The organism is Sphingomonas sp. 2378 (genome assembly GCF_038084995.1).
Lineage (GTDB): Bacteria > Pseudomonadota > Alphaproteobacteria > Sphingomonadales > Sphingomonadaceae > Sphingomonas.
The window spans coordinates 1-20310 of record NZ_JAXCMJ010000027.1 but is presented as its reverse complement, the minus strand read 5'-3'; the positions used below and the strand labels follow the sequence as shown (position 1 = coordinate 20310).

The following is a 20310-nucleotide window of genomic DNA, read 5'->3' as shown; positions in this document are numbered from 1 at the left end:
CGTCAGAGCGGTCGGTGCATCACCAGCGCATCGACCGGCCCCAGCGCCGGGTGTCGGAACGCCCCCGGCACCCGCCCGACCGTTGTGAAGCCCAGCGCCGTCCACAGATGCACGGCGGCGGCGTTGCTGCTCACCACGAAATTGAACTGCATCGCGGAGAACCCCCGCGCGCGGGCTTCGTCGAAGGAATGCAGCGCCATCGCCCGTGCGACGCCTTTCCCCCGTGCGACGGCGGCGGTCATATATCCCGCATTGGCGACATGATCCCCGCCGCCCGCCTGATTGGCGCGGATATAATAGGTGCCGAGGATCGCGCCGTCCTCCTCCGCCACGAACACTGTCTTGTCCGCATCGAACCAGTAGGCGAGCGCGGCCTCCCCGGTCATGTCGCGGTCGAGCGCATAGGTCTCGCCCGCACGGATCACGGGCAGGATGATCGCGGTGATGGCGGAGGCGTCGGCGGGGAGGGCGGGGCGGATATTCATGAGGGCAGGATAAAGCCGGACAGATGGATTTGCGACCATCGACAGTTCGGAACGAGGCTTCGCACTGGTAGCATGGTCGTCGGATAGCGGTCGGGAGAGGGCGGATGACGACAGGTATCACCGGGTTGAACCACATCACGCTTGCCGTTTCCGATCTGGACCGGGCAGTGACCTTTTACCGCGACGTTCTGGGATGTGACCTGCGCGCGCGGTGGAGGGATGGGGCCTATCTGGAGGCCGGTTCGCTCTGGCTTTGCCTGTCCCATGACGTACAGGCGCACCCGTCACCGCGGCCTGACTACACCCATGTCGCTTTTGCGGTTCCAGCGGAGAATTATGCCGCGCTGAGGACCCGCCTGTTGGCGACATGCCCGATCTGGAAGGACAATGCGAGCGAGGGGGCTTCGACCTATTTCCTCGATCCTGACGGACATCAGCTCGAAATTCACGTCGGGACGCTCGAATCGCGATTGCGCTACTATCGCGATCATCCCGAAAAAGGCGTCGAACTTTTTGATGACAGATCGCGCGAACAAGATCGCTTCATCTGATTTTAGGAAGCGTCGCTTTGCGACGAAAGCGGTTCCTGTAAGAACCGCTGGAGCGGGCGAAGGGATTCGAACCCTCGACCCCAACCTTGGCAAGGTTGTGCTCTACCCCTGAGCTACGCCCGCTCTGGCGTTCCGAACCGGCGAACCGGCTGGGGTGAGGCGCGCTAATAGATGTGGGTTTTCGAACCGGCAAGCCCTTTTTTTAGAATTTTTCCGACTGGCGGCTTCTTGTTGAGAACATTACAAGAACAAATATGGAGGAGCCCTTCGCCCTGATCGACCGACTGCGCCGCGCCGCCGCTTTGGCGAGCGAGGCGGCGCGCGGGGCGGAGGGGATGGCGGAGGATGGTCTGCCCCGGCTGGCACGGGCGCAACTTCATGAGATTCATGCTCTTTCCCAAGAGGAGGCGGCCAGCGGCGCGGGCTTTGCCATGGGATGCGTGCTGGCGGCGGCGGCGCGACCGTTGCTGTGGCTGCGCACCGAATCCGCCGAGAGGGAAGGCGGGCGACTCCATGGGCCGGGGCTGGTCGCGATGGGGCTGGACCCCGCCGATCTGGTCGTGGTGGTGGTCGCCGACGATGCCGCATTGCTGCGCGCGGCGGCGGATGGCGCGCGCTGTCCTGGGCTGGGCACGGTGATCGCGGAGGGCTGGGGGGCGATGCGGGGCTATGACCTGACCGCCTCGCGCCGGTTGATGCTGTCCGCCGAAGCCTCGGGCGTGCTGATGATCCTGCTGCGTGTCGGCGGTCAGGCGGTGCCGAGTGCCGCCGCGACCCGCTGGTCGGTCGCGCCCGCCCCGTCGCGCGCGCTGGCCGCCGATGCGCCGGGCGCCCCCGCCTATGACCTGGAATTGCTGCGCCGACGGGGAGGGCCCGCCGGTGCCCGTTGGCGCGTGGAGTGGAACCGTGACACGCAAAGCTTCGATCCCGCGCCGCTATCTGGCGCTCGTCTTCCCCTGGTTGCCGATCGAGCGGCTGCGGGCCCGCCGCCCGCATCTGTTCGTCGCGCGCGATGACGCGCCGATCGCCTTTGCCGAATCGGTCGGCGGCGCGATTCGGATCGCCGCGCTGGATAAGGAGGCGGTGGCGGCGGGGCTGTCGGTCGGGCTGACGCTCGCCGATGCGCGGGCGCGGGTGCCGGAGATCGAGGTGTTCCCGCACGATCCCGCCGCCGATGCCGACTGGCTGGAGCGGCTGGCGGAGGGGGCACGGCGTTACAGCCCGGCCGTGGCGCTCGACCCGCCACAGGGACTGGTGCTGGACAGCGCGGGGGCGGATCACCTGTTCGGCGGCGAGCGCGGGCTGGCCGAGGATATCGAGACGCGGATGGCCAGGCGCGGGATCACCGTGCGGCTGGCTTATGGCGACACCCCCGAGGCGGCGCGGGCGCTGGCGCGTCATGCGGGTGCCCCGGCTCCGGACGAGATGGGGGCGATCCGCCGCTTGTCCGTGGCCGCGCTGGAACTGGACGCGGATGCGACGGCGGCGCTGGTCGCGGCGGGGTTGAAGTCGGTCGGCGACGTGCTGGCGCGACCGATGGCGGCGATCGCGGCGCGTTTCGGGCGCGAGGCGGCAACGGCGCTGCGGCGGCTGACCGGCGAGGAGGAGAGCCCGCTGACCCCGCGCGTGGTGGCCGCCCCGATCGCGGTGGAGCGCCGCTTTGCCGAGCCGGTGGCCAGGACCGAGCATATGCTGGCGGTGCTGGAGGACCTGGCGGGGGAGGCGGCACGCGCGCTGGAGGAGCGGCATGAGGGCGGCCGGCGCTGGGACGCGCGGCTGTTCCGTGCGGATGGCGAGGTGCAGGGCCTGCGCGTCGAGACGGGGCAGCCGACCCGCGATCCGACGGTGCTGCTGCGGCTGTTCCGCGAGCGGATCGAGGCGCTGGCCGATCCGCTCGACCCCGGTTTCGGGTACGACCTGATCCGATTGGACGTGGGGTTGGCGGAGAAGCTGGACGCGGTCCAGTTGCGGCTGGAGGGGGGAGAGGCCAAGTCGGAGGCGGTGGCGGCGCTGATCGACCGGTTGGGCACGCGACTGGGGCGCGAGAGGGTGCGGCGAATCCATCCGCGCGACAGCCATATTCCCGAACAAGCCGAGTTGCTGCTGCCCGCGACGCAGGATGCGCCCTGCGCCGAATGGTCCCGACCCGAACCGGGCGAGCCGCCGCTGCGGCCCATCCACCTGTTCGACCCGCCCCAGCCGATCGAGTCGCTGGCCGCCGAGACGCCGGATGGACCGCCTGCGCGCTTTCGCTGGCGGCGGAAACTGCATGACGTGGCGCGCGCCGAAGGGCCCGAGCGGATCACGGGCGAATGGTGGCGGCGGGCGGACATGACGCCGCCCACGCGCGACTATTACCGGGTCGAGGATGTGCGCGGGCGGCGCTTCTGGATCTTCCGTCACGGCCTCTACAGCGAGACCGAGCGGCCCCGCTGGTATGTGCACGGCCTGTTCGCGTGACGGTGCAGCGTTCCCCTATTCCTCCCCTGCAAGGATTCCTCTGCAAAACTCCCGCCAGCACCATCCCGGCGAAGGCCAGGATCCAGTTGCGGGACGCTTGTAAATGCCTCTCATCGCTTCCCAACTGGACCCCGGCCTCCGCCGGGGTGGTCGATGTCCATGGGCGGCGTCCCGACTTTCGCAGAGGAATCCTGCAAGGGGAGGTGGCAGGGCGAAGCCCTGACGGAGGGGTGTCCCCGGTCGCGGGGTTCCCGATCCTCGCTGGCGAGGACACGCCTCCACCATGCTGCGCATGGTCCCCCTCCCCTTACAGGATTCCTCAGCAAAACTCTCGCCAGCACCATCCCGGCGAAGGCCGGGATCCAGTTGCGGGACGATTATAAATGCCTCTCATCGCTTCCCAACTGGACCCCGGCCTCCGCCGGGGTGGTCGATGTTCATGGGCGGCGTCCCGACTTTCGCAGAGGAATCCTCACAGGGGAGGAAGGGGTTAAGTGTCTGCCCAGCCCCGCTTCGCCGAGCTGGTCGCGGCGACACATTACTCCTTCCTGGACGGTGCGAGCCCGGCGGAGGACATGGTCAAGCGGGCCATTGTCCTGGGGCTGGACGGCTTGGGCATCGCCGACCGCAACACCGTGGCGGGGGTGGTCCGTGCGCATCGGGCCTTGCGGGAAATCCGCGAGGAACTGGGCGAGCGAATGCCGTCCTTCGAACTCGTCGTCGGCGCACGGCTGGTCTTTGCCGACGGCACGCCGGACATCGTCGCCTATCCGATCGATCGTCGCGGGTGGGGGCGGCTGACCCGGTTGCTCACACTGGGCAACAAGCGGGCGAAAAAGGGCGGCTGCATCCTGGGGCTGGGCGACCTGATCCGCCATGCCGATGATCTGCTGCTGATCGCGCTACCCCAATCCTCCGCTCGCCCCTGCGAGCCGATGCCGGAGGCGATGCTGCCCCCGCACCGTGCCGATCCGGGGCTGGCGGCGACGCTCGATCGGTTGGTGGCGGTCGCGCCGGGGCGGGTCTGGCTGGGCGTCACCATGCCGCGATCGGGCGCGGACCGGCGGCGGCTGGCGGCCTGGGCGGCGCTGGCGGAGGGGCGGGGTGTGCCGCTGCTGGCGGCCACCGACGCGCTGTTCGCCACGCCCGCCGACCGACCGGTACAGGATATACTGACCTGTATCCGCGAAGGACTGACCATCCGCAGTGCCGGACGGCGGCTGGCGGCGAATGCGGAGCGGCATCTGAAGCCCGCCGCCGAGATGGTGCGGCTGTTCGCCGATCGACCGGAGGCGGTGGCGCAGAGCATCGCGATCCTCGACCGGATCGCATTTCGTCTGGAGCATCTGTCCTACGAATATCCCCATGAGCCGGTGGCCGAGGGTTGGGAGGCGCAGGACTGGCTGGAGGAACTGGTCCGGCGGGAAGCGGCGGTGCGCTATCCGGATGGCGTTCCGGCCCAATTACGCACCCTGCTGGACAAGGAACTCGCGCTGATCCGCCAATGCGGATACGCCCATTATTTCCTGACCGTGCACGACGTGGTGCGATACGCACGCAGCCTGGATCCGCCCATTCTCTGCCAGGGGCGGGGGTCGGCGGCCAATTCGGCGGTATGCTGGATATTGCACGTCACCTCGGTCGATCCGACCCGTTACGACCTGCTCTTCTCCCGCTTCGTCTCGGCGGAACGGGGAGAGCCGCCCGATATCGACATCGATTTCGAGCATGAGCGGCGCGAGGAGGTGATCCAGTATATCTACAACCGCTATGGCCGCCACCGCGCCGCCATCGCCGCGACCGTCATCCATTACCGCCCGCGCAGCACGGTGCGCGAGGTCGGGCGCGCGCTGGGGCTGAGCGAGGATGTGACGCAAAGGCTGACCAGCACCGTCTGGGGCAGCTTTTCCAAGCAGTTCGAGGAGAAGCGTTTCCACGAAACCGGCTTTTCCCCCGATAACCCGGAGATCGCCCGGCTCCGCACCCTGGTCGACCGGCTGCTGGGCGCGCCGCGCCATCTGTCGCAGCATGTCGGCGGCTTCGTGCTGACTCAGGGGCGCCTCGACGAGACGGTGCCGATCCATAACGGCGCGATGGAGGGGCGGACCTTCATCGAATGGGATAAGGACGATATCGACGAACTGAAGATCATGAAGGTCGATATCCTTGCGCTGGGCATGCTGACCTGCATCCGCAAGGCGTTCGACCTGATGGACGCGAACGGCTTCGCGCGCCCGACCCTCGACGATCTGGCGCAGGACGAGGACGACCGCGTTTACCGGATGCTGCAAAAGGGCGACAGCATCGGCGTGTTCCAGGTGGAAAGCCGCGCACAGATCAACATGCTGCCCCGGCTGAAGCCGCGCGAATTCTACGATCTGGTCGTGCAGGTGGCGATCGTCCGGCCGGGGCCGATCGAGGGCGACATGGTCCACCCCTATCTCCGCCGCCGGGCGAAGAAGGAGGCGGTCAGCTTTCCGTCTCCCAAACATGGCCCGGCGGACGAGTTGTACCAGTTGCTCCACAAGACCTATGGCGTGCCCTTGTTCCAGGAACAGGCGATGAAGCTGGCCATCACGGCGGCCGGATTCACGCCCGACGAAGCCAACCAGCTCCGCCGTGCCATGGCGACGTTCCGCAATGTCGGCACCATCCAGAATCTGCGCGAGAAGATGGTCGGCGGCATGGTCCGGCGGGGCTATGAACCCGACTTCGCCGAACGCTGTTTCAAGCAGATCGAGGGTTTCGGCTCCTATGGCTTTCCCGAAAGCCACGCGCTGTCCTTCGCGCGGCTGGTCTATGTCTCGGCCTGGTTGAAATGCCACCAGCCCGCGATCTTCACCTGCGCGCTGCTCAATGCCCAGCCGATGGGATTCTACGCCCCCGCGCAACTGGTTCGCGACGCGCGTGAGAATGGCCGGGTCGAGGTGCGGCCGGTCGATGTGAATTTCAGCGGCTGGGACAATCGGCTGGAGCGGCGGGAGGACGGCGCGCTCGCGCTACGGCTGGGTTTTCGGCAGGTCGACGGGTTTCGGGAAGGCTGGGGCGAGGCGATCGCCACCCACGCGCCCTATGAGACGATCGAGTCGGTCGCGATCCGGGGGCACCTCCCCCGCCGCGCGCTCGATCTGCTGGCACAGGCGGATGCCTATCGCTCGCTGGGGCGCGGGCGGCGCGAGGGGCAGTGGGAGGCGCGGCGGATGAAGTCGGCGCAACTGCCTTTGTTCGCCGCGATGGAGGCCCCCGAAATGGCCGCCGAGCCGCCCGTGACCCTGCCGCCCATGTCACCATCGGAGCAGGTGACGGCGGATTACCGTGTCACCCGCCTGTCGCTGAAGGGCCATCCCATGGCCTTCCTGCGTAGCGAACTGGCGGCGGAGGGGGTGCTGTCCGCCGCCGATATCGGGAATTTGCGCGACGGGCGGCGGGTGAAGGTGGCGGGGGTGGTGCTGGTCCGCCAGCGGCCCGGCAAGGGCAATGCGATCTTCGTCACGATCGAGGACGAGACGGGGATCGTCAACGCGCTGCTCTGGGCCCGCGATTTCGAGGCGAACCGGCGGGCGGTGATGGCGTCGCGGCTGATGCTGATCCACGGCGTCGTCCAGCGCAGCGAAGAGGGGGTGGTGCATGTGATAACCGCCGGGGTCGAGGATCGCAGCGCGATGCTGGCCCGGCTGGAGGATGTTCCCGCCGCGCCGACCCGCTCGCACGATCCGCGCGGAGCCCCCGCCCAGCGCGGGGTGCATCCGCGCGACGTCCGGCTGCTGCCCCGTTCGCGGGATTTCCATTGAGCGGGGAATTGGGGGGCGGGCATGGCGATTTCTGCGATGGCCTTATCCCGGGGGACTTGTGCGCACCCCCCGCCATGCCATATTTTACACCATCATGGCCCTGAACAGCGACCTTTTCACCCATCCTCTGGGAATGACCGGCAATGGGCCGGGGCGTGGGCCCGGCCAGGGCCCCGACCATGGGGATGACGACGGCAACGGTCTGGGCGTCGCGACTCGCACCCGGACGCGTACCAAGCAGCCGACGCCGTACCGCGTCCTGATGCTCAACGACGACTACACGCCGATGGAATTCGTCGTGCTGTGCCTCCAGCGCTTTTTCCGGATGAGCATGGACGACGCGACCCGCGTGATGCTGCATGTCCATCAGCGCGGCGTAGGGGTGTGCGGCGTCTTCTCCTACGAAGTCGCCGAGACCAAGGTGGCGCAGGTGATCGACTTCGCCCGCGCCAACCAGCACCCGTTGCAGTGTACGCTCGAAAAGGCGTGAAGCGCGCCGTTCCTCCTCGTATCGGGGAGGATCAGCGCGCGGGCGGCAACCAGCTGAGGTCCAGCCCGGCGAAGCGGTCGATATAGCCCGACTCCTGCACCAGCCGCTCTTCGTCCAGCAGGAACACCCGACCGCCCTCGCGCTTGATGAGGCCTTCATCCTCCAGCAGGCGGAGCATCCGGTTCACATGCACGGCGGTCAGCCCGATCGCGTCGCCCATCTCCTCCTGGGTCAGCCCCGGCGTGAAGGATGTGCCGACGGTCATCCCCGCCTGGCGCATCTGGCCGCGTAGCGACAGCAGCAGCGTCGCCACCCGCGCCCGGGCCGCGGTGCGGCCCAGCCCGGCCAGCCGATCGGTGGTGACGACCCGTTCGATCTGGTTGAGCACCAGGATCAGGCTGAACAGGCGGGGGTGATCGGTCGCCAGCCGGGTCATGTGCGACCGGTCGAAGGAACACACCACCGCGTTCGACACCGCGACGATCGTATCGGGCGACCGGCCATAGACCAGGGTGGACATGGCGAAGAGGTCGCCCGGAAACAGGAAGCGTACGATCTGGCGGCTGCCGTCGTCGAGCAGGACATAGCACATCAACATGCCCTGCAGCACGATGGACAATTCCTCGGTACGGGACCGCTCGTTCATCAGGACCAGGCCGCGCCGTATCGATCGTGGCTTGTCTTCCATCCGCGACAGCGCGTCGCGCTCGGCCGGGGTCAGGTCGACCCATTTGTTCAGGCGATCAGCAAGGCCGAAATTTGACACTGACACTCCATCCCCCGACTGGGAAAAGTGCCTTAGCCACGGAGGATATGAACCTGCATTAATATCGATCAACCAGTGCTTTGACCGCGTAACAATCGGCAACAATCCTGCACTGGCGTGACGATTCGCATGCGATTCGGCGATGTCCGACCCTTGGCGGTGGCGCGCGGGTCCGCTAGGGAGCGGAATCTATGGACCGTATCCTCATTCGCGGCGGCAACCGGCTGTCGGGTCGCCTGAAGATCTCGGGCGCGAAGAACGCCGCGCTCACCCTGATGCCCTGCGCGATCCTGACCGACGAGCCGGTCACGCTGCGCAACCTGCCGCGTCTGGCCGATGTCGACGGGTTCGGCCATCTGCTCAACCAGATCGGCGCCTCGACGCGGATCGAGGGGACGCGTCCGGAAGATTTCGGCCGGGTCATGACGATCCGCGCGGGCCAGCTTTTCTCGACCGAGGCGCCCTATGACATCGTGCGCAAGATGCGCGCGTCGATCCTGGTGCTCGGCCCGATCCTGGCGCGGATGGGCGAGGCACGGGTGTCGCTGCCCGGCGGCTGCGCGATCGGCAACCGTCCGATCGACCTGCACCTGAAGGCGCTGGAGGCGCTGGGCGCGGAGATCGAACTGACCGCCGGCTATGTGAAGGCCAGCGCGCCCGGCGGCCGGTTGTCGGGCGGACGCTATACCTTCCCCGTCGTGTCGGTCGGCGCGACCGAAAACGCGCTGATGGCCGCCGTCACCGCCAAGGGCACGTCGGTATTGGGCAATGCGGCGCGCGAGCCCGAGATCGTGGATCTGTGCCGGTTGCTGATCGCGATGGGCGCGCGGATCGACGGGGTCGGCACCGAGACGCTGACCATCGAGGGTGTCGAACGGCTGCACGGCGCGACCTATTCGGTGATGCCCGACCGGATCGAGGCGGGCTCCTACGCCTGTGCCGCCGCGATCACCGGCGGCGATCTGGAGCTGGTGGGTGCCTGTGCCGAGGATATGCGCGCGACGCTGGCCGCTCTGGTCGAGGCGGGCGTGACGGTCGAGGAAGGCCGCGACTCGATCCGCGTCGCCGCCAACGGCCCGCTCCAGCCGCTGACGCTGTCGACCGCGCCCTATCCGGGCTTCGCCACCGACATGCAGGCGCAGTTCATGGCGATGCTGTGCAAGGCCGAGGGCACCAGCACCCTGACCGAGACGATCTTCGAGAATCGGTACATGCACGTGCCCGAACTTGCGCGGATGGGCGCGGATATTCAGGTCCATGGCCGCACCGCGATGGTGAAGGGCGTCGAGCGGCTGACCGGCGCGCCGGTGATGGCGACCGACCTGCGGGCCTCGATGAGCCTGATCCTGGCGGGCCTGGCGGCCGAGGGCGAAACCTCGGTCAGCCGCGTCTACCACCTCGATCGCGGCTACGAGCGCTTGGAGGAAAAGCTGTCGGCGGTCGGCGCGGATATCGAGCGCGTCGGCGACTGACCAATCCTCCCCGATACGGGGAGGTGGCAGGCCGAAGGCCTGACGGAGGGGGGCTTCCTCATAGGGCGTCCCTGATGGCGATCCCCCTCCACCACCGCTTTGCGGTGGTCCCCCTCCCCGTACAGGGGAGGATGTTCATGTCACCAGCCGCTTCAACGTCTCCACCCGATCGGCCTCGGCGGCGGGCTTGTCGGTGCGGATGCGGGCGATCCGGGGGAAGCGCATCGCGACCCCCGATTTGTGCCGCTTCGATTCGTGGATCGAATCGAACGCGATCTCCAGCACCAGCGTCTTCTCCACCTCGCGGACCGGTCCGAAGCGCTGGAGCGTGTGCGCGCGAACGAACCGATCGAGCTGTCGCAATTCCTCATCGGTGATTCCCGAATAGGCCTTGCCGACCGGGAGCAACTCGCCCTCCTCGGTCCAGCAGCCAAAGGTATAGTCGCTATAATAGCTCGAACGCCTGCCATTGCCGCGCTGGGCGTACATCATCACGCAATCGGCGGTCAGCGGATCGCGCTTCCACTTGTACCACAGGCCGACGCGCCGCCCGCCGCTGTACGGCGAGTCGCGGCGCTTGAGCATCACCCCCTCGATCGCGGCATCGCGGGCGGTGGCGCGCAAGGCCTCCAGGGCGGTGAAATCCTCCGCCTCGATCACCGCGCTGACGTCGAACCGCTCGGGATCGAGCTTCGCCGCGAATGCCTCCAGCCTCTTGCGCCGCTCGGTCCAGGGCAGGGGGCGGACATCCTCCGTCCCGTCCACGAGAATGTCGTAGAGCCGGACGAAGGCGGGATAATCGGCGAGCATCCTGGCCGATACCATCTTGCGCCCCAGTCTTTGCTGAAGCGCGTTGAAACTGGCCGCGCCGCCGCCATCCTCCAGCGTGCCGCCCTGATGCTCGCCCTTGACCAGCAACTCGCCATCCACCGCCCCCACCGCATCGAAGGCGCTGGCGACATCGGGAAAGGCGTGGGTCACGTCATCGCCGGTGCGGCTATAGAGTCGGGTCTGCCCCGCGACATGGACGATCTGGACGCGGATGCCGTCCCATTTCCACTCGGCGGCATAGTCGGTCAGGTCGACCCGCAGATCCTCCAGCGGATGGGCGAGCATGAAGGGGCGGAAGACCGGCACATCCGCGGGCGTCGGCTGCGCGCCCGTGCCCTCGCCCCAGGCGAAGAGTTCGGCATAGGGGGGCGAAAGGCCGTGCCAGACCTCTTCCACCGCCTCGACATCCAGGCCGAAATGTTGGGCAAACGCGGTCTTGGCGAGTCGTGCCGACAGGCCGATACGCAGGCCGCCGGTCGCCATCTTCAACAGCGCGAACCGCTCCTCCGCGTTCGATCGGTCGAGCATGTCGGCCAGCACGGCGGGCGCGTCGGATCGCGACAGATGCCGCAACCGCTCGACCACCGCACTCACCGACAGCGGTTCGGGATCGAGCGGCCGGTCGGGCGCGGGCCACAGCAGGGCGACCGTCTCCGCCGTATCGCCGACATAGTCGCGGCTCATGCGGAAGAGGACGGGGTCCACCCGCTGCTCGATCAGCGCGCGGATAAGCGCGGGCTTGACGCCGGGCAGGTCGAGATCGCCCGTCAACGCCGCCATCGCCCAACCCCGGTCGGGATCGGGCGTGGCGGCAAGGTAATCCGCGACCAGTTTCAGCTTGGCGTTGCGCGACCGCGTATAGATCAACGCATCGAGCAAGCCCGCAAAGTCCCGCATATGCGGGTCAGTCGATCGCGTTCTTCACCGATTTGCCCGCGATCAGCCCCAGCACCAGGAAGATCACGAACAACGCGATCGCGATGAATAACAGGATCTTGGCGATCCCGACGAACGCCCCGCCGACTCCCCCGAAGCCGAGCGCGCCCAGGATCAGTCCGATGACGAGGAATGTGATGGCGAGTTTGAGCATGGGGGAATCCTTCCGATCTGATGGGGGATCAACAGGCCAGACGGGTTGGTGTTCCGATTACCGATGCGCGGATGAGGTGCGGGACCAGGGATGCGGACGCGGCGTGCCCCTGAATCCGAAAAAGGGCATATTATCTGTCCCATAGCGGTATCGCACCGGCATATTACGCAGTTGCAGCATTGCCTCCCTGTCCTGATCTGGTGCATCATTTGATGGGAGGGGGCAGTGACCATCTGCTCACGGGGGAATATCCATGACAACTCGGCGCCAATTCCTGATCGGTGCGGCCGCCTTTTCATGCGCTGGCTGCGTGGTCGAAGGCGGGAATGAATCTCCGTCGCAGCCGACCCCTACGCCGTCACCATCGCCATCGCCCTCTCCGGTCGACACGCCGCTCTATATGCTGGCGACCAAGGATGGGTCGGTCGGACAGACCTATTCCGCGCCGCAGGGGCTGACCGGGGTTCAATGGTTTCGGGAAACGCTGACGCCCGATCGGACGCGCACGGCGATCGCGGGTGCGTCGGGGGTCACCTATGTCGCGACGGCGGAGGACATCGGCACGCGCCTGGTCGCGGTGGGCACGATGAACGGACAGCGCAGCGTGGCTGCGGCGCTGGCGGTGGTGCTCGACATTCCCGTACTGCTCGAAGGTTTCGACACGGCGGGCGGATTCACCGCCACCAACGAGGCCCTGCTCAGCAGTCGTTCGGCCCTGGCGCAGGGCAGCGCCGCGGTGGAGATGCAGGGAACCGGATCGCGCCTGGGCGGGCCGGGGTTGCGCAAGTCCGACATCGGCTATCACGATCCTGTCCGGTTCGGCACCATCGCGCAGTTCGTCGACCTGGGATGGGACCCGATCTATGGCACCGCCACCGGGTTCGACTTGACATTGTCGCGGGACGGGCAGGAGTTTCGCGCGCCGGAGCCGCTTCTGGCGCCGCTCTATCAGACGCCGCAGCCGCTGTTCTTCGGCACGATGTGGGGCTCGGTCCATTCCAGCGAGATCGTGGGGCTGCAAAGTGCGGGTGCCGGGCGATTCGGCATGGCGAACAGCGTGACGACGCAGGTGCCCGACGCGCCCCGCATTGGCGTAGACGCGCTGGTGGCGCGGGCCGGTGGGCGCCCGACCATCGTCATCGGCTTCGACGACATATTGCGCACCCAATATACCGAGGCCTTCCCCTATATGCGGGCGCGCAACGTCAAGGGCGGTTTCCACGTCGCCCCCGGCCTGATCGGCGGGCAGAACAGGATGACGCTCGCCCAGCTTCGCGAAATGTATGACGCGGGTTGGGACTGTTATCTGAACGGCAGCTATGACGACATTCTGATGACCGACCATCCGACGGTGGCGGCGGCCTTGGCGGACCTGCAAAAGGTGCGCGACTGGGCGCAGGCCAATGGAATGCCGCGCGGCAACGACTTCTGCTGCTATCCCAATGGCCGCTACCATGTCAGCCCCACCCGGCCGCGCACCTTCTCCGCCAGGACCTATGGTACGCGCATCGCCACCATGTCGGACACGACGGGGATTCGACCCGGAATGTTCGTCGGTGGCTATAACGTGCCCACCGGAACGACCGTGGTCAGCGTGGACAGCGCGACCCAGATCACGCTCAGCACCGAGGTCGTCGCGCAGGTCAAGGCGTTCAACTTCAACGACCTGTCGAGCGAGTTTTCCTATACCAAGCTGCCGCTCGCGCTGAAGGCCGCCGGATACAAGATGGCGCGGACGACGCAGGGACGGGGAAGCTGGCTGTCACGCTTCGGCATTCCCGATCGCGGCGGCATCCTGGCGCCCGCCAACGCCACGTCGAATCAAAGCCTGGAACAGCTGAAGGCCGATATCGACCTGACCATATTGCGGGGCGAAACCTCGGAATTCTACATCCATGGCCTTGCCGAGAACGCGGCCGGGCAGACCGATCCGGCGAAGTTCCGGGGGCTGATCGACCATATCGTCGCACGGCGCGACGCGGGGCAGCTCGATGTGCTGACCAAGACCGAATTGTGGATGCGGGACGGGAAATCCTCGCTTCCGATCTGATCCGCATAGAAAAAGGCCCCGACTTTCGCCCGGGGCCTTTCCTCTATCGACCGGCTCGAACCCTCAGCCCTTGCGGCCCGCCTCGAACAGGAACCAGGCGCGTTCCTCGGCCTGGTCGGTCCATTCGTCGACGATGCCGCTGGTGGCATTGTCCTTGGCCTCCTCGGCGGCGTCCTTCACCGTGCGGAAACGTTCGACCAGCTTCAGATTGTCGTCGCGCAGCTCGACCAGCATGTCGGCAGCGGACACGAAGTCGCGGTCATTGTCGACGATCGTCTGGCGGCGCGCGATGTCGCCGATCGAGCGCAGCGTGACGTTGCCGGTCTTGCGCACCCGCTCGGCGATGGCGTCGGTCACGCCCAGTATCTGAGTCGCCTGATCGTCGAGCATCAGGTGATAGTCGCGAAAATGCGGGCCTGAGACGTGCCAGTGGAAATTCTTGGTCTTCAGGTACAGTGCATAGCAGTCGGCCAGCGCGCCGTTCAGCGCATCGGCGACGCTGGCGGTCGCGTTGCGGTTCAGATCGGTTGGCGTATCGAGCGCCGGATTGGTATCGGACATGGACATGCTCCCGCTGTCTGGAATCGTTGCGTAAACGATCCGATGACGAAATAGCTCCGCCGCGTCCATGTACAAAGCCTGGCCTCAGTGATCGATGCTCTAGATCAGTTCTTTCACCGACAGTCCGATCACCACACCGGTCAGCACCATGATCGCCCCCAATGCCAGGCGGATGGCACGCAACGGCAGGCGACGCCATGCTCGCTCGCCCATCAGCATCGCGGGCAGCATCGCACCCGACAGGCCGATCACCGTGCCGGGCAGGGCGGCCCAGGGCAGGGGCGACCGCGCGGCGGCCGCCGCCACGACCAACAACCCCGAATCGGCGAACAGGATCGCACCGCCGAAGATCACCGCTCCCCCGAACGCGCCCAGCCGGGGCCGCCCATAAGGGTGGGTGGGCCGGGGTATGCGCCCCATCATCCCGATTCCCGTTACGACCAGCGCGATCGCCAGCAACAGGCCATGCGTCTCCGGCGTGAATTGCGGGGCGAGCAGGATGCCAATCCGGATCGCCCCGGCGGCCAGCGCCGCCTGCGCCAGCATCAATCCGGCCAGCACCGTCGGCGTCTTTCCGCTTCGGTCCACCAGTTGCGCCGCCAACAGGCTCAATCGTCCGCCGGTCTGTCCCGCCAGGGTCGCGACCAAGACCAGCATGAAGGCGTCCATCAGGCCGCCAGTCGCACCGAACAGGCTTCCGCGAATCGGTTGGCGGCCTCCAGATCCTGTCGTTCGCTGGCGACCGCCTCGGTCAGCATCGCGAACCAGCCATGGACGGGCACCGGCCCGTCGCCGCGCATCAGCGCCCGGTCGATGAAGTGGGTCACCGTCACCGCCGGGGCCAGGCCATGGGCATGGGCAAGCTGGCGAATGGCCTCGATACCGCCCAGCAGATCGGCGGCCGGGGTATAGGGCGCGCGCACGTCGAGCGCGGCGATCCGGGCCCAAAGCTGATCCCGTATCTCCGCCGCCGTGTCCCGGTCGGGCGATTCGCCCTGACTCATCGTTTCATGCCCCCCGGCCCCGCACGCATGCCGCGTCATGGGCTGTTTGAACCTGCCGATATAGCGCCATAGGCGTAAAGAGGGGCTTAAATCGGCGTCATACTTGACTCGGCGGGCCGGTTGGGCCATGCGCCGCCCTTATATAGCGGCGGCTCCGGCTGCCGCTTTCGCTTTTTCACGCATACAGGAACCAGGTCATGGCCAAGCCGACCACCGTCAAGATCAAGCTCGTCAGCTCGGCTGATACCGGCTTCTTTTACGTCACGAAGAAGAACCCGCGCACCAAGACCGAGAAGCTGAGCTTCAACAAGTACGACCCGGTCGTGCGCAAGCATGTCGAGTTCAAGGAAGCCAAGATCAAGTAATTCGCCGTCGGGCGCCTGTCCCGGCGCCCCGCGAAGGACTTGAAGGCGTGAAGCCGCCGTCCTGTCAAGGACGCGCGGCTTTTTGTCGTTGGGTTTCTGCTCCCCCTCCCGCAGGCGGGAGGGGATTGGGGTAGGGCCCTTGCCACGGGCGACCCGGCTTGTGGCTTTCCCTCCCCCATCCCCTCCCGCAAGCGGGAGGGGCGTGCTTGTGGCGGATGTGTCGGCTTTTCCGAAAGGTTGAAGGTGGTAGCCTCTACGCCGCCGCCGGATACAGCGTCCGGATCAACCAGTCGTGGAACAGCTTCACCGACTTCTGCTGAAGCGCACGCGGGCGACAGACGAACCAGTGGCTGTACGGGCTGTCCACCTCGATATCGAACAGCCGCACCAGGCGCGGGTCATGGGCGTGTTCGAAATGGCTGGCATGCATGAAGGCGACGCCCAGCCCCTGCGCCACCGCCTCCAGCATCAGGCCACCGGAATCGAAGAAGTCGATCGCCTTGGGCTTGATATTGGTCAGCCCCGCCGCCTGGCACCAGGCGGTGAAGGCGTCGGGCATTTCGCGGTGCAGCAGCGCGGTCATCCCGTTCATCTGCTCGGGATGGAGCAGGGGATTCGGCCCCTCGATCAGCCTTTTGGCGCCGATGACATAGACTTTGTTGAAATCCAGCCGCTTGGCATAGAGCGACGGATCGATGTCGCGCCCCAGCGCGATGACCGCGTCCAGTCCTTCGCCCAGCCGCGCGATGCCGTGCCCGGCGGTATCGATGTCGAGATGCAGTTCGGGATGCGCCGCGCGCAACAGCCCCATATGCGGGAACAGCCGCTGCGCCGCATAGAGCGGCAAGACGCCCAGGCGCAGGCGCAGCACTTCCTGACCGCTGGTCATCGCCTCCACCGCGTCGGACAATTGGTCGAGCAGCGGGGCGATCTGCTCCATCAGCGTCTCGCCGTCCTCATTGGGCACCATCGCCTGGTGCCGCCTGGCGAAGAGCGGCTTGCCGACGAAGCGTTCGAGCGTCTGCACCCGGCGGCTGAGCGCCGGGGCGGACAGCGCCAGTTCCTCCGCCGCCGCCTTGATGGAGCCCAGGCGGACCACCTGAACAAATGCCTCGATCGCACCGAGCGGGGGAAGCCTGCGCATGTCGCACCTGTACTCGTTGACCTATTGGTCAGAGGATTGCATAAACTGCAATCATAGCCAAGCTTTTCGCACTTGCAACATAATGTTTCGCGCTGCAAAAGGAACGGGCCTTTCAGGCATCCTCTCCTAAAAACTTTCCGGGCTGGTCGTTTCGATCGGCCCTTTTTTTTGCCTCCGCCTGGCTCCCCGGTCTTTCGCGGACCGGAACCCGCCCCCAAGTCCCACGCTTTCGTGTTCAGACACTTTGCCAAGGGACGATCATGGCCGACAGCGACGCGCCGACCCGCAAGATACAGGTGGCCAATAGCCGCCCCGAGGATTCCGGGCGCGGCCTGGCCCATGTCCCGCGCAGCCTGATGGCGGCGCTCGGCATCACCGAGGGCGATGTCGTGGAGATCGTCGGCAAGCAGGCCACGCCCGCGCGCGCCGTCGCGCCTTACCCGGAGGACGAAGGGCTCGACCTGCTGCGCATCGACGGGTTGCAGCGCGCCAATGCGGGCGTCGGCTCGGGCGATTTCGTCGAGGTGCGGCGCGTCGAATCCAAGCCCGCGACGCGCGTCGTCTTCGCCCCCGCGCAGGAAAATCTGCGGCTTCAGGGATCGGCCCAGGCGCTGAAGCGCACCTTCTTCAACCGCCCGCTCTGTCAGGGCGATGTGGTGGCGACGGCGGGGCAGCAGCGGGTCACCAACATGCCGCCGGGCGTGGCGCAGTTCATGAACGCGCCCGCCTATGCGCTTCAGGAAATCCGACTCGCGGTGGTCGCGGCCAGCCCCAAGGGCGTGGTCCATATCGACGAGAATACCGAGGTCGAACTGCGTCCCGAATATGAGGAGCCACGCGAAGCCCGGCGTGCCGACGTCACCTATGACGATATCGGTGGCATGGCCTCGACCATCGACCAGTTGCGCGAGATGGTCGAGCTGCCGCTGCGTTATCCGGAATTGTTCGAGCGGCTCGGCGTCGAGCCTCCCAAGGGCGTGCTGCTCCACGGGCCGCCCGGCACCGGCAAGACGCGGCTCGCCCGCGCCGTCGCCAATGAATCGGACGCGCAATTCTTCCTGATCAACGGGCCGGAGATCATGGGCTCGGCCTATGGCGAGTCGGAACAGCGCCTCCGCGAGATTTTCGAGGAGGCGACCAAATCCGCCCCCTCGATCGTCTTCATCGACGAGATCGACTCGATCGCCCCCAAGCGCGACCGGGTGCAGGGCGAGGCGGAGAAGCGGTTGGTCGCGCAGTTGCTGACCCTGATGGACGGGCTGGAGTCGCGCGCGAATCTGGTCATCATCGCCGCGACCAACCGGCCCGAGGCGATCGACGAGGCGCTGCGTCGGCCGGGTCGGTTCGATCGCGAGATCGTGGTCGGCGTGCCCGACGAACGCGGGCGGCGCGAGATACTGGGCATCCACACGCGCGGCATGCCGCTGGGCGACAAGGTGGATCTGGCCGAACTGGCGCGCACCACCTTCGGATTTGTCGGCGCGGACCTGGCCGCGCTGACCCGTGAGGCGGCGATCGAGGCGGTGCGGCGGATCATGCCGCGCCTGAACCTGGAGGAGCGGACCATCCCGGCCGAGGTACTCGACACGCTGTCGGTGACGCGCGAGGACTTCATGGAGGCGCTGAAGCGTGTCCAGCCTTCCGCGATGCGCGAGGTGATGGTGCAGGCGCCGACCGTCCGCTGGGACGATGTCGGCGGCCTCGACACCGCGCAGATGAAGCTGAAGGAAGGCGTCGAACTGCCGCTCAAGGACCCGGATGCGTTCCGGCGCCTCGGCATTCGCCCGGCCAAGGGCTTCCTGCTCTATGGCCCGCCCGGCACCGGCAAGACCTTGCTGGCCAAGGCGGTAGCGCGGGAGGCGCAGGCCAATTTCATCGCCACCAAGTCGAGCGATCTCCTGTCCAAATGGTATGGCGAGAGCGAGCAGCAGATCACCAAGCTGTTCGCCCGCGCGCGCCAGGTCGCGCCGACGGTGATCTTCATCGATGAACTCGACTCGCTGGTGCCCGCGCGCGGCGGCGGGCTGGGCGAGCCGCAGGTGACCGAGCGGGTGGTGAACACCATCCTCGCCGAGATGGACGGGCTGGAGGAGTTGCAGTCGGTCGTGGTGATCGGCGCGACCAACCGGCCCAATCTGGTCGATCCGGCGCTGTTGCGGCCGGGACGGTTCGACGAACTCATCTATGTCGGCGTGCCGGACAAGGCGGGGCGGCGGCGCATCCTGGGTATCCAGACCGCGAAGATGCCGCTCGCCCCGGATGTCGATCTGGACGATGTGGCGGCGCGGACCGACCGCTTCACCGGCGCGGACCTGGGCGATGTGGTCCGCCGGGCGGGCCTGATCGCGCTGCGCGAGTCGCTGAGCGCGACCGAGGTGAACATGGCGGCCTTCGACGAAGCGCTGACCGAGGCGCGGGCGAGCGTCACGCCGGAGATGGAGCGCGATTACGAACAGATCGCGGCGAAGCTGAAGCAGGACGCGGCGGCGATCCAGCCGATCGGCTTCATCGCGCCCGGTATGTTGACGCCGAGGGGGGATAAGATGCCGTGAGAGGGAAGCCCCTTCCTTCTTAAGCCCCTCCTCCCGGCAGGGGGGAGGCGTTTGGGGTGGGGGCGGAGCCACGGGCGACGGTCTCGGTGAGACTCCTTTCCCTCCCCCATCCCAGTTTCAGGTAAACGATGCCCCGCATCGTTTAGGTCATGCCGGGGGCATGCCCGACCTGAAACTCACTTGCGGGAGGGGCGTGCTTGTGGAAGCGGCTTGTTCAAATCTCCCCGCTCAATGACCACGCATAACGCCGCCCCACCTCTGCCACCGCGACCTCATATCGCGAATACCACTCCGTCCGCCCCCGCTCGCGGATCGCGGCATGCTCCGGATGCGCCCGCCACGCCACCGCGCTCTCTTCATCCGCCCACCAGCTGACGGTGATCCCGAAGCCGTCCGCCCCGCGCACGCTGTCCACGCCGCAATAGCCCGATTGCGTCGCCGCCAGCCGGTCCATTGCCTCCGCCGCTTCGGCATAGCCCGCCGCATCGTTATCCGTCCGCTGCGACAGGAAAATCACCGCGATCTGCCCCGTCCGGTCCATGCTTGCTCTGACGTGCCCCCCGTTTCTTCATCCAACTGGAAGTAGAGACCGTCTCCTTAAAGGATTCCTCTGCGAAACGTCTGGCAATGAGGATGGTTGAGTGATTCACTGTGCGGGCAGGAGGGCATGGTGATGGTCGAGCAGCGATTGCTGGTGG

The 20310-nt window shown here is 66.8% G+C and carries 18 protein-coding genes and 1 tRNA gene; 9 read left to right on the top strand and 10 right to left on the bottom strand.

What is annotated here, in order from left to right; all coding sequences use genetic code 11:
* Positions 1–2 precede the first annotated feature (2 nt).
* Complete coding sequence (locus tag SM191_RS13230; protein ID WP_341506605.1) at positions 3–485, bottom strand: GNAT family N-acetyltransferase; 483 nt, start codon at positions 483–485, stop codon at positions 3–5.
* A 104-nt stretch (positions 486–589) separates the two neighbouring features.
* Between SM191_RS13230 and SM191_RS13225 the strand changes: the two genes are divergently transcribed.
* Positions 590–1036, top strand: a complete 447-nt coding sequence (locus SM191_RS13225) for a VOC family protein (RefSeq protein WP_341506604.1) — start codon at positions 590–592, stop codon at positions 1034–1036.
* Between the two features lie 48 nt (positions 1037–1084).
* Here SM191_RS13225 and SM191_RS13220 read toward each other — a convergent pair.
* Positions 1085–1159, bottom strand: a tRNA-Gly gene (locus SM191_RS13220).
* Between the two features lie 131 nt (positions 1160–1290).
* Between SM191_RS13220 and SM191_RS13215 the strand changes: the two genes are divergently transcribed.
* The 4 genes from SM191_RS13215 to clpS all read left to right on the top strand — a co-directional run bounded on the left by SM191_RS13215 (position 1291) and on the right by clpS (position 7777).
* Positions 1291–2052, top strand: a complete 762-nt coding sequence (locus SM191_RS13215) for a hypothetical protein (protein ID WP_341506603.1) — start codon at positions 1291–1293, stop codon at positions 2050–2052.
* A complete protein-coding gene (locus tag SM191_RS13210) occupies positions 1943–3496 on the top strand; it encodes a Y-family DNA polymerase (protein WP_341506602.1) in 1554 nt (517 codons plus the stop codon). Before SM191_RS13215 ends, SM191_RS13210 begins: the two co-directional genes overlap by 110 nt.
* A 494-nt stretch (positions 3497–3990) precedes the next feature.
* The gene (locus SM191_RS13205; RefSeq protein ID WP_341506601.1) at positions 3991–7287 is read left to right on the top strand and encodes an error-prone DNA polymerase; all 3297 of its coding nucleotides are present in this window, start codon (positions 3991–3993) and stop codon (positions 7285–7287) included.
* A 133-nt stretch (positions 7288–7420) separates the two neighbouring features.
* Positions 7421–7777 carry an ATP-dependent Clp protease adapter ClpS gene (gene clpS / locus SM191_RS13200; RefSeq protein ID WP_261268654.1) on the top strand — a complete coding sequence of 119 codons (357 nt, stop codon included), beginning with the start codon at positions 7421–7423 and terminating at the stop codon, positions 7775–7777.
* A 31-nt stretch (positions 7778–7808) separates the two neighbouring features.
* On the opposite strand, the gene SM191_RS13195 is transcribed toward clpS, so the two are convergent.
* Positions 7809–8543: a Crp/Fnr family transcriptional regulator gene (locus SM191_RS13195; protein WP_341506600.1), complete on the bottom strand. Its 735-nt coding sequence runs from the start codon at positions 8541–8543 to the stop codon at positions 7809–7811.
* 191 nt (positions 8544–8734) lie between these two features.
* Here SM191_RS13195 and murA point away from each other — a divergent pair, with 191 nt between their 5' ends.
* Entirely contained in the window at positions 8735–10015 is a 1281-nt protein-coding gene (murA, locus tag SM191_RS13190; protein ID WP_341506599.1) for a UDP-N-acetylglucosamine 1-carboxyvinyltransferase, read from the top strand.
* A 135-nt stretch (positions 10016–10150) separates the two neighbouring features.
* Here the strand turns inward: murA and SM191_RS13185 are convergent, their stop codons facing one another.
* Both SM191_RS13185 and SM191_RS13180 read right to left on the bottom strand, forming a co-directional pair.
* Positions 10151–11743: a cisplatin damage response ATP-dependent DNA ligase gene (locus SM191_RS13185; RefSeq protein ID WP_341506598.1), complete on the bottom strand. Its 1593-nt coding sequence runs from the start codon at positions 11741–11743 to the stop codon at positions 10151–10153.
* Between the two features lie 7 nt (positions 11744–11750).
* The gene (locus SM191_RS13180; RefSeq protein WP_341506597.1) at positions 11751–11936 is read right to left on the bottom strand and encodes a DUF1328 domain-containing protein; all 186 of its coding nucleotides are present in this window, start codon (positions 11934–11936) and stop codon (positions 11751–11753) included.
* A gap of 253 nt (positions 11937–12189) precedes the next feature.
* On the opposite strand from SM191_RS13180, the gene SM191_RS13175 reads away from it, so the two are divergent.
* Complete coding sequence (locus tag SM191_RS13175; protein WP_341506596.1) at positions 12190–13986, top strand: hypothetical protein; 1797 nt, start codon at positions 12190–12192, stop codon at positions 13984–13986.
* 63 nt (positions 13987–14049) lie between these two features.
* On the opposite strand, the gene SM191_RS13170 is transcribed toward SM191_RS13175, so the two are convergent.
* From SM191_RS13170 to SM191_RS13160, 3 genes are all read right to left on the bottom strand, one after another.
* The gene (locus tag SM191_RS13170; protein ID WP_373461705.1) at positions 14050–14547 is read right to left on the bottom strand and encodes a Dps family protein; all 498 of its coding nucleotides are present in this window, start codon (positions 14545–14547) and stop codon (positions 14050–14052) included.
* A 99-nt stretch (positions 14548–14646) separates the two neighbouring features.
* On the bottom strand, positions 14647–15216 hold the full coding sequence (locus SM191_RS13165) for a hypothetical protein (RefSeq protein WP_341506595.1): 570 nt from the start codon (positions 15214–15216) through the stop codon (positions 14647–14649).
* The gene (locus SM191_RS13160; protein ID WP_267435729.1) at positions 15216–15551 is read right to left on the bottom strand and encodes a hypothetical protein; all 336 of its coding nucleotides are present in this window, start codon (positions 15549–15551) and stop codon (positions 15216–15218) included. Before SM191_RS13160 ends, SM191_RS13165 begins: the two co-directional genes overlap by 1 nt.
* A gap of 197 nt (positions 15552–15748) precedes the next feature.
* Between SM191_RS13160 and rpmG the strand changes: the two genes are divergently transcribed.
* On the top strand, positions 15749–15916 hold the full coding sequence (gene rpmG, locus SM191_RS13155) for a 50S ribosomal protein L33 (RefSeq protein ID WP_007407030.1): 168 nt from the start codon (positions 15749–15751) through the stop codon (positions 15914–15916).
* Between the two features lie 253 nt (positions 15917–16169).
* Here the strand turns inward: rpmG and SM191_RS13150 are convergent, their stop codons facing one another.
* Entirely contained in the window at positions 16170–17060 is an 891-nt protein-coding gene (locus tag SM191_RS13150) for a LysR substrate-binding domain-containing protein (protein WP_267435728.1), read from the bottom strand.
* A 260-nt stretch (positions 17061–17320) separates the two neighbouring features.
* Between SM191_RS13150 and SM191_RS13145 the strand changes: the two genes are divergently transcribed.
* Complete coding sequence (locus SM191_RS13145; protein ID WP_341506594.1) at positions 17321–19612, top strand: CDC48 family AAA ATPase; 2292 nt, start codon at positions 17321–17323, stop codon at positions 19610–19612.
* A 214-nt stretch (positions 19613–19826) separates the two neighbouring features.
* Here the strand turns inward: SM191_RS13145 and SM191_RS13140 are convergent, their stop codons facing one another.
* On the bottom strand, positions 19827–20153 hold the full coding sequence (locus tag SM191_RS13140; RefSeq protein ID WP_341506593.1) for an antibiotic biosynthesis monooxygenase family protein: 327 nt from the start codon (positions 20151–20153) through the stop codon (positions 19827–19829).
* Positions 20154–20310: the final 157 nt, after the last annotated feature.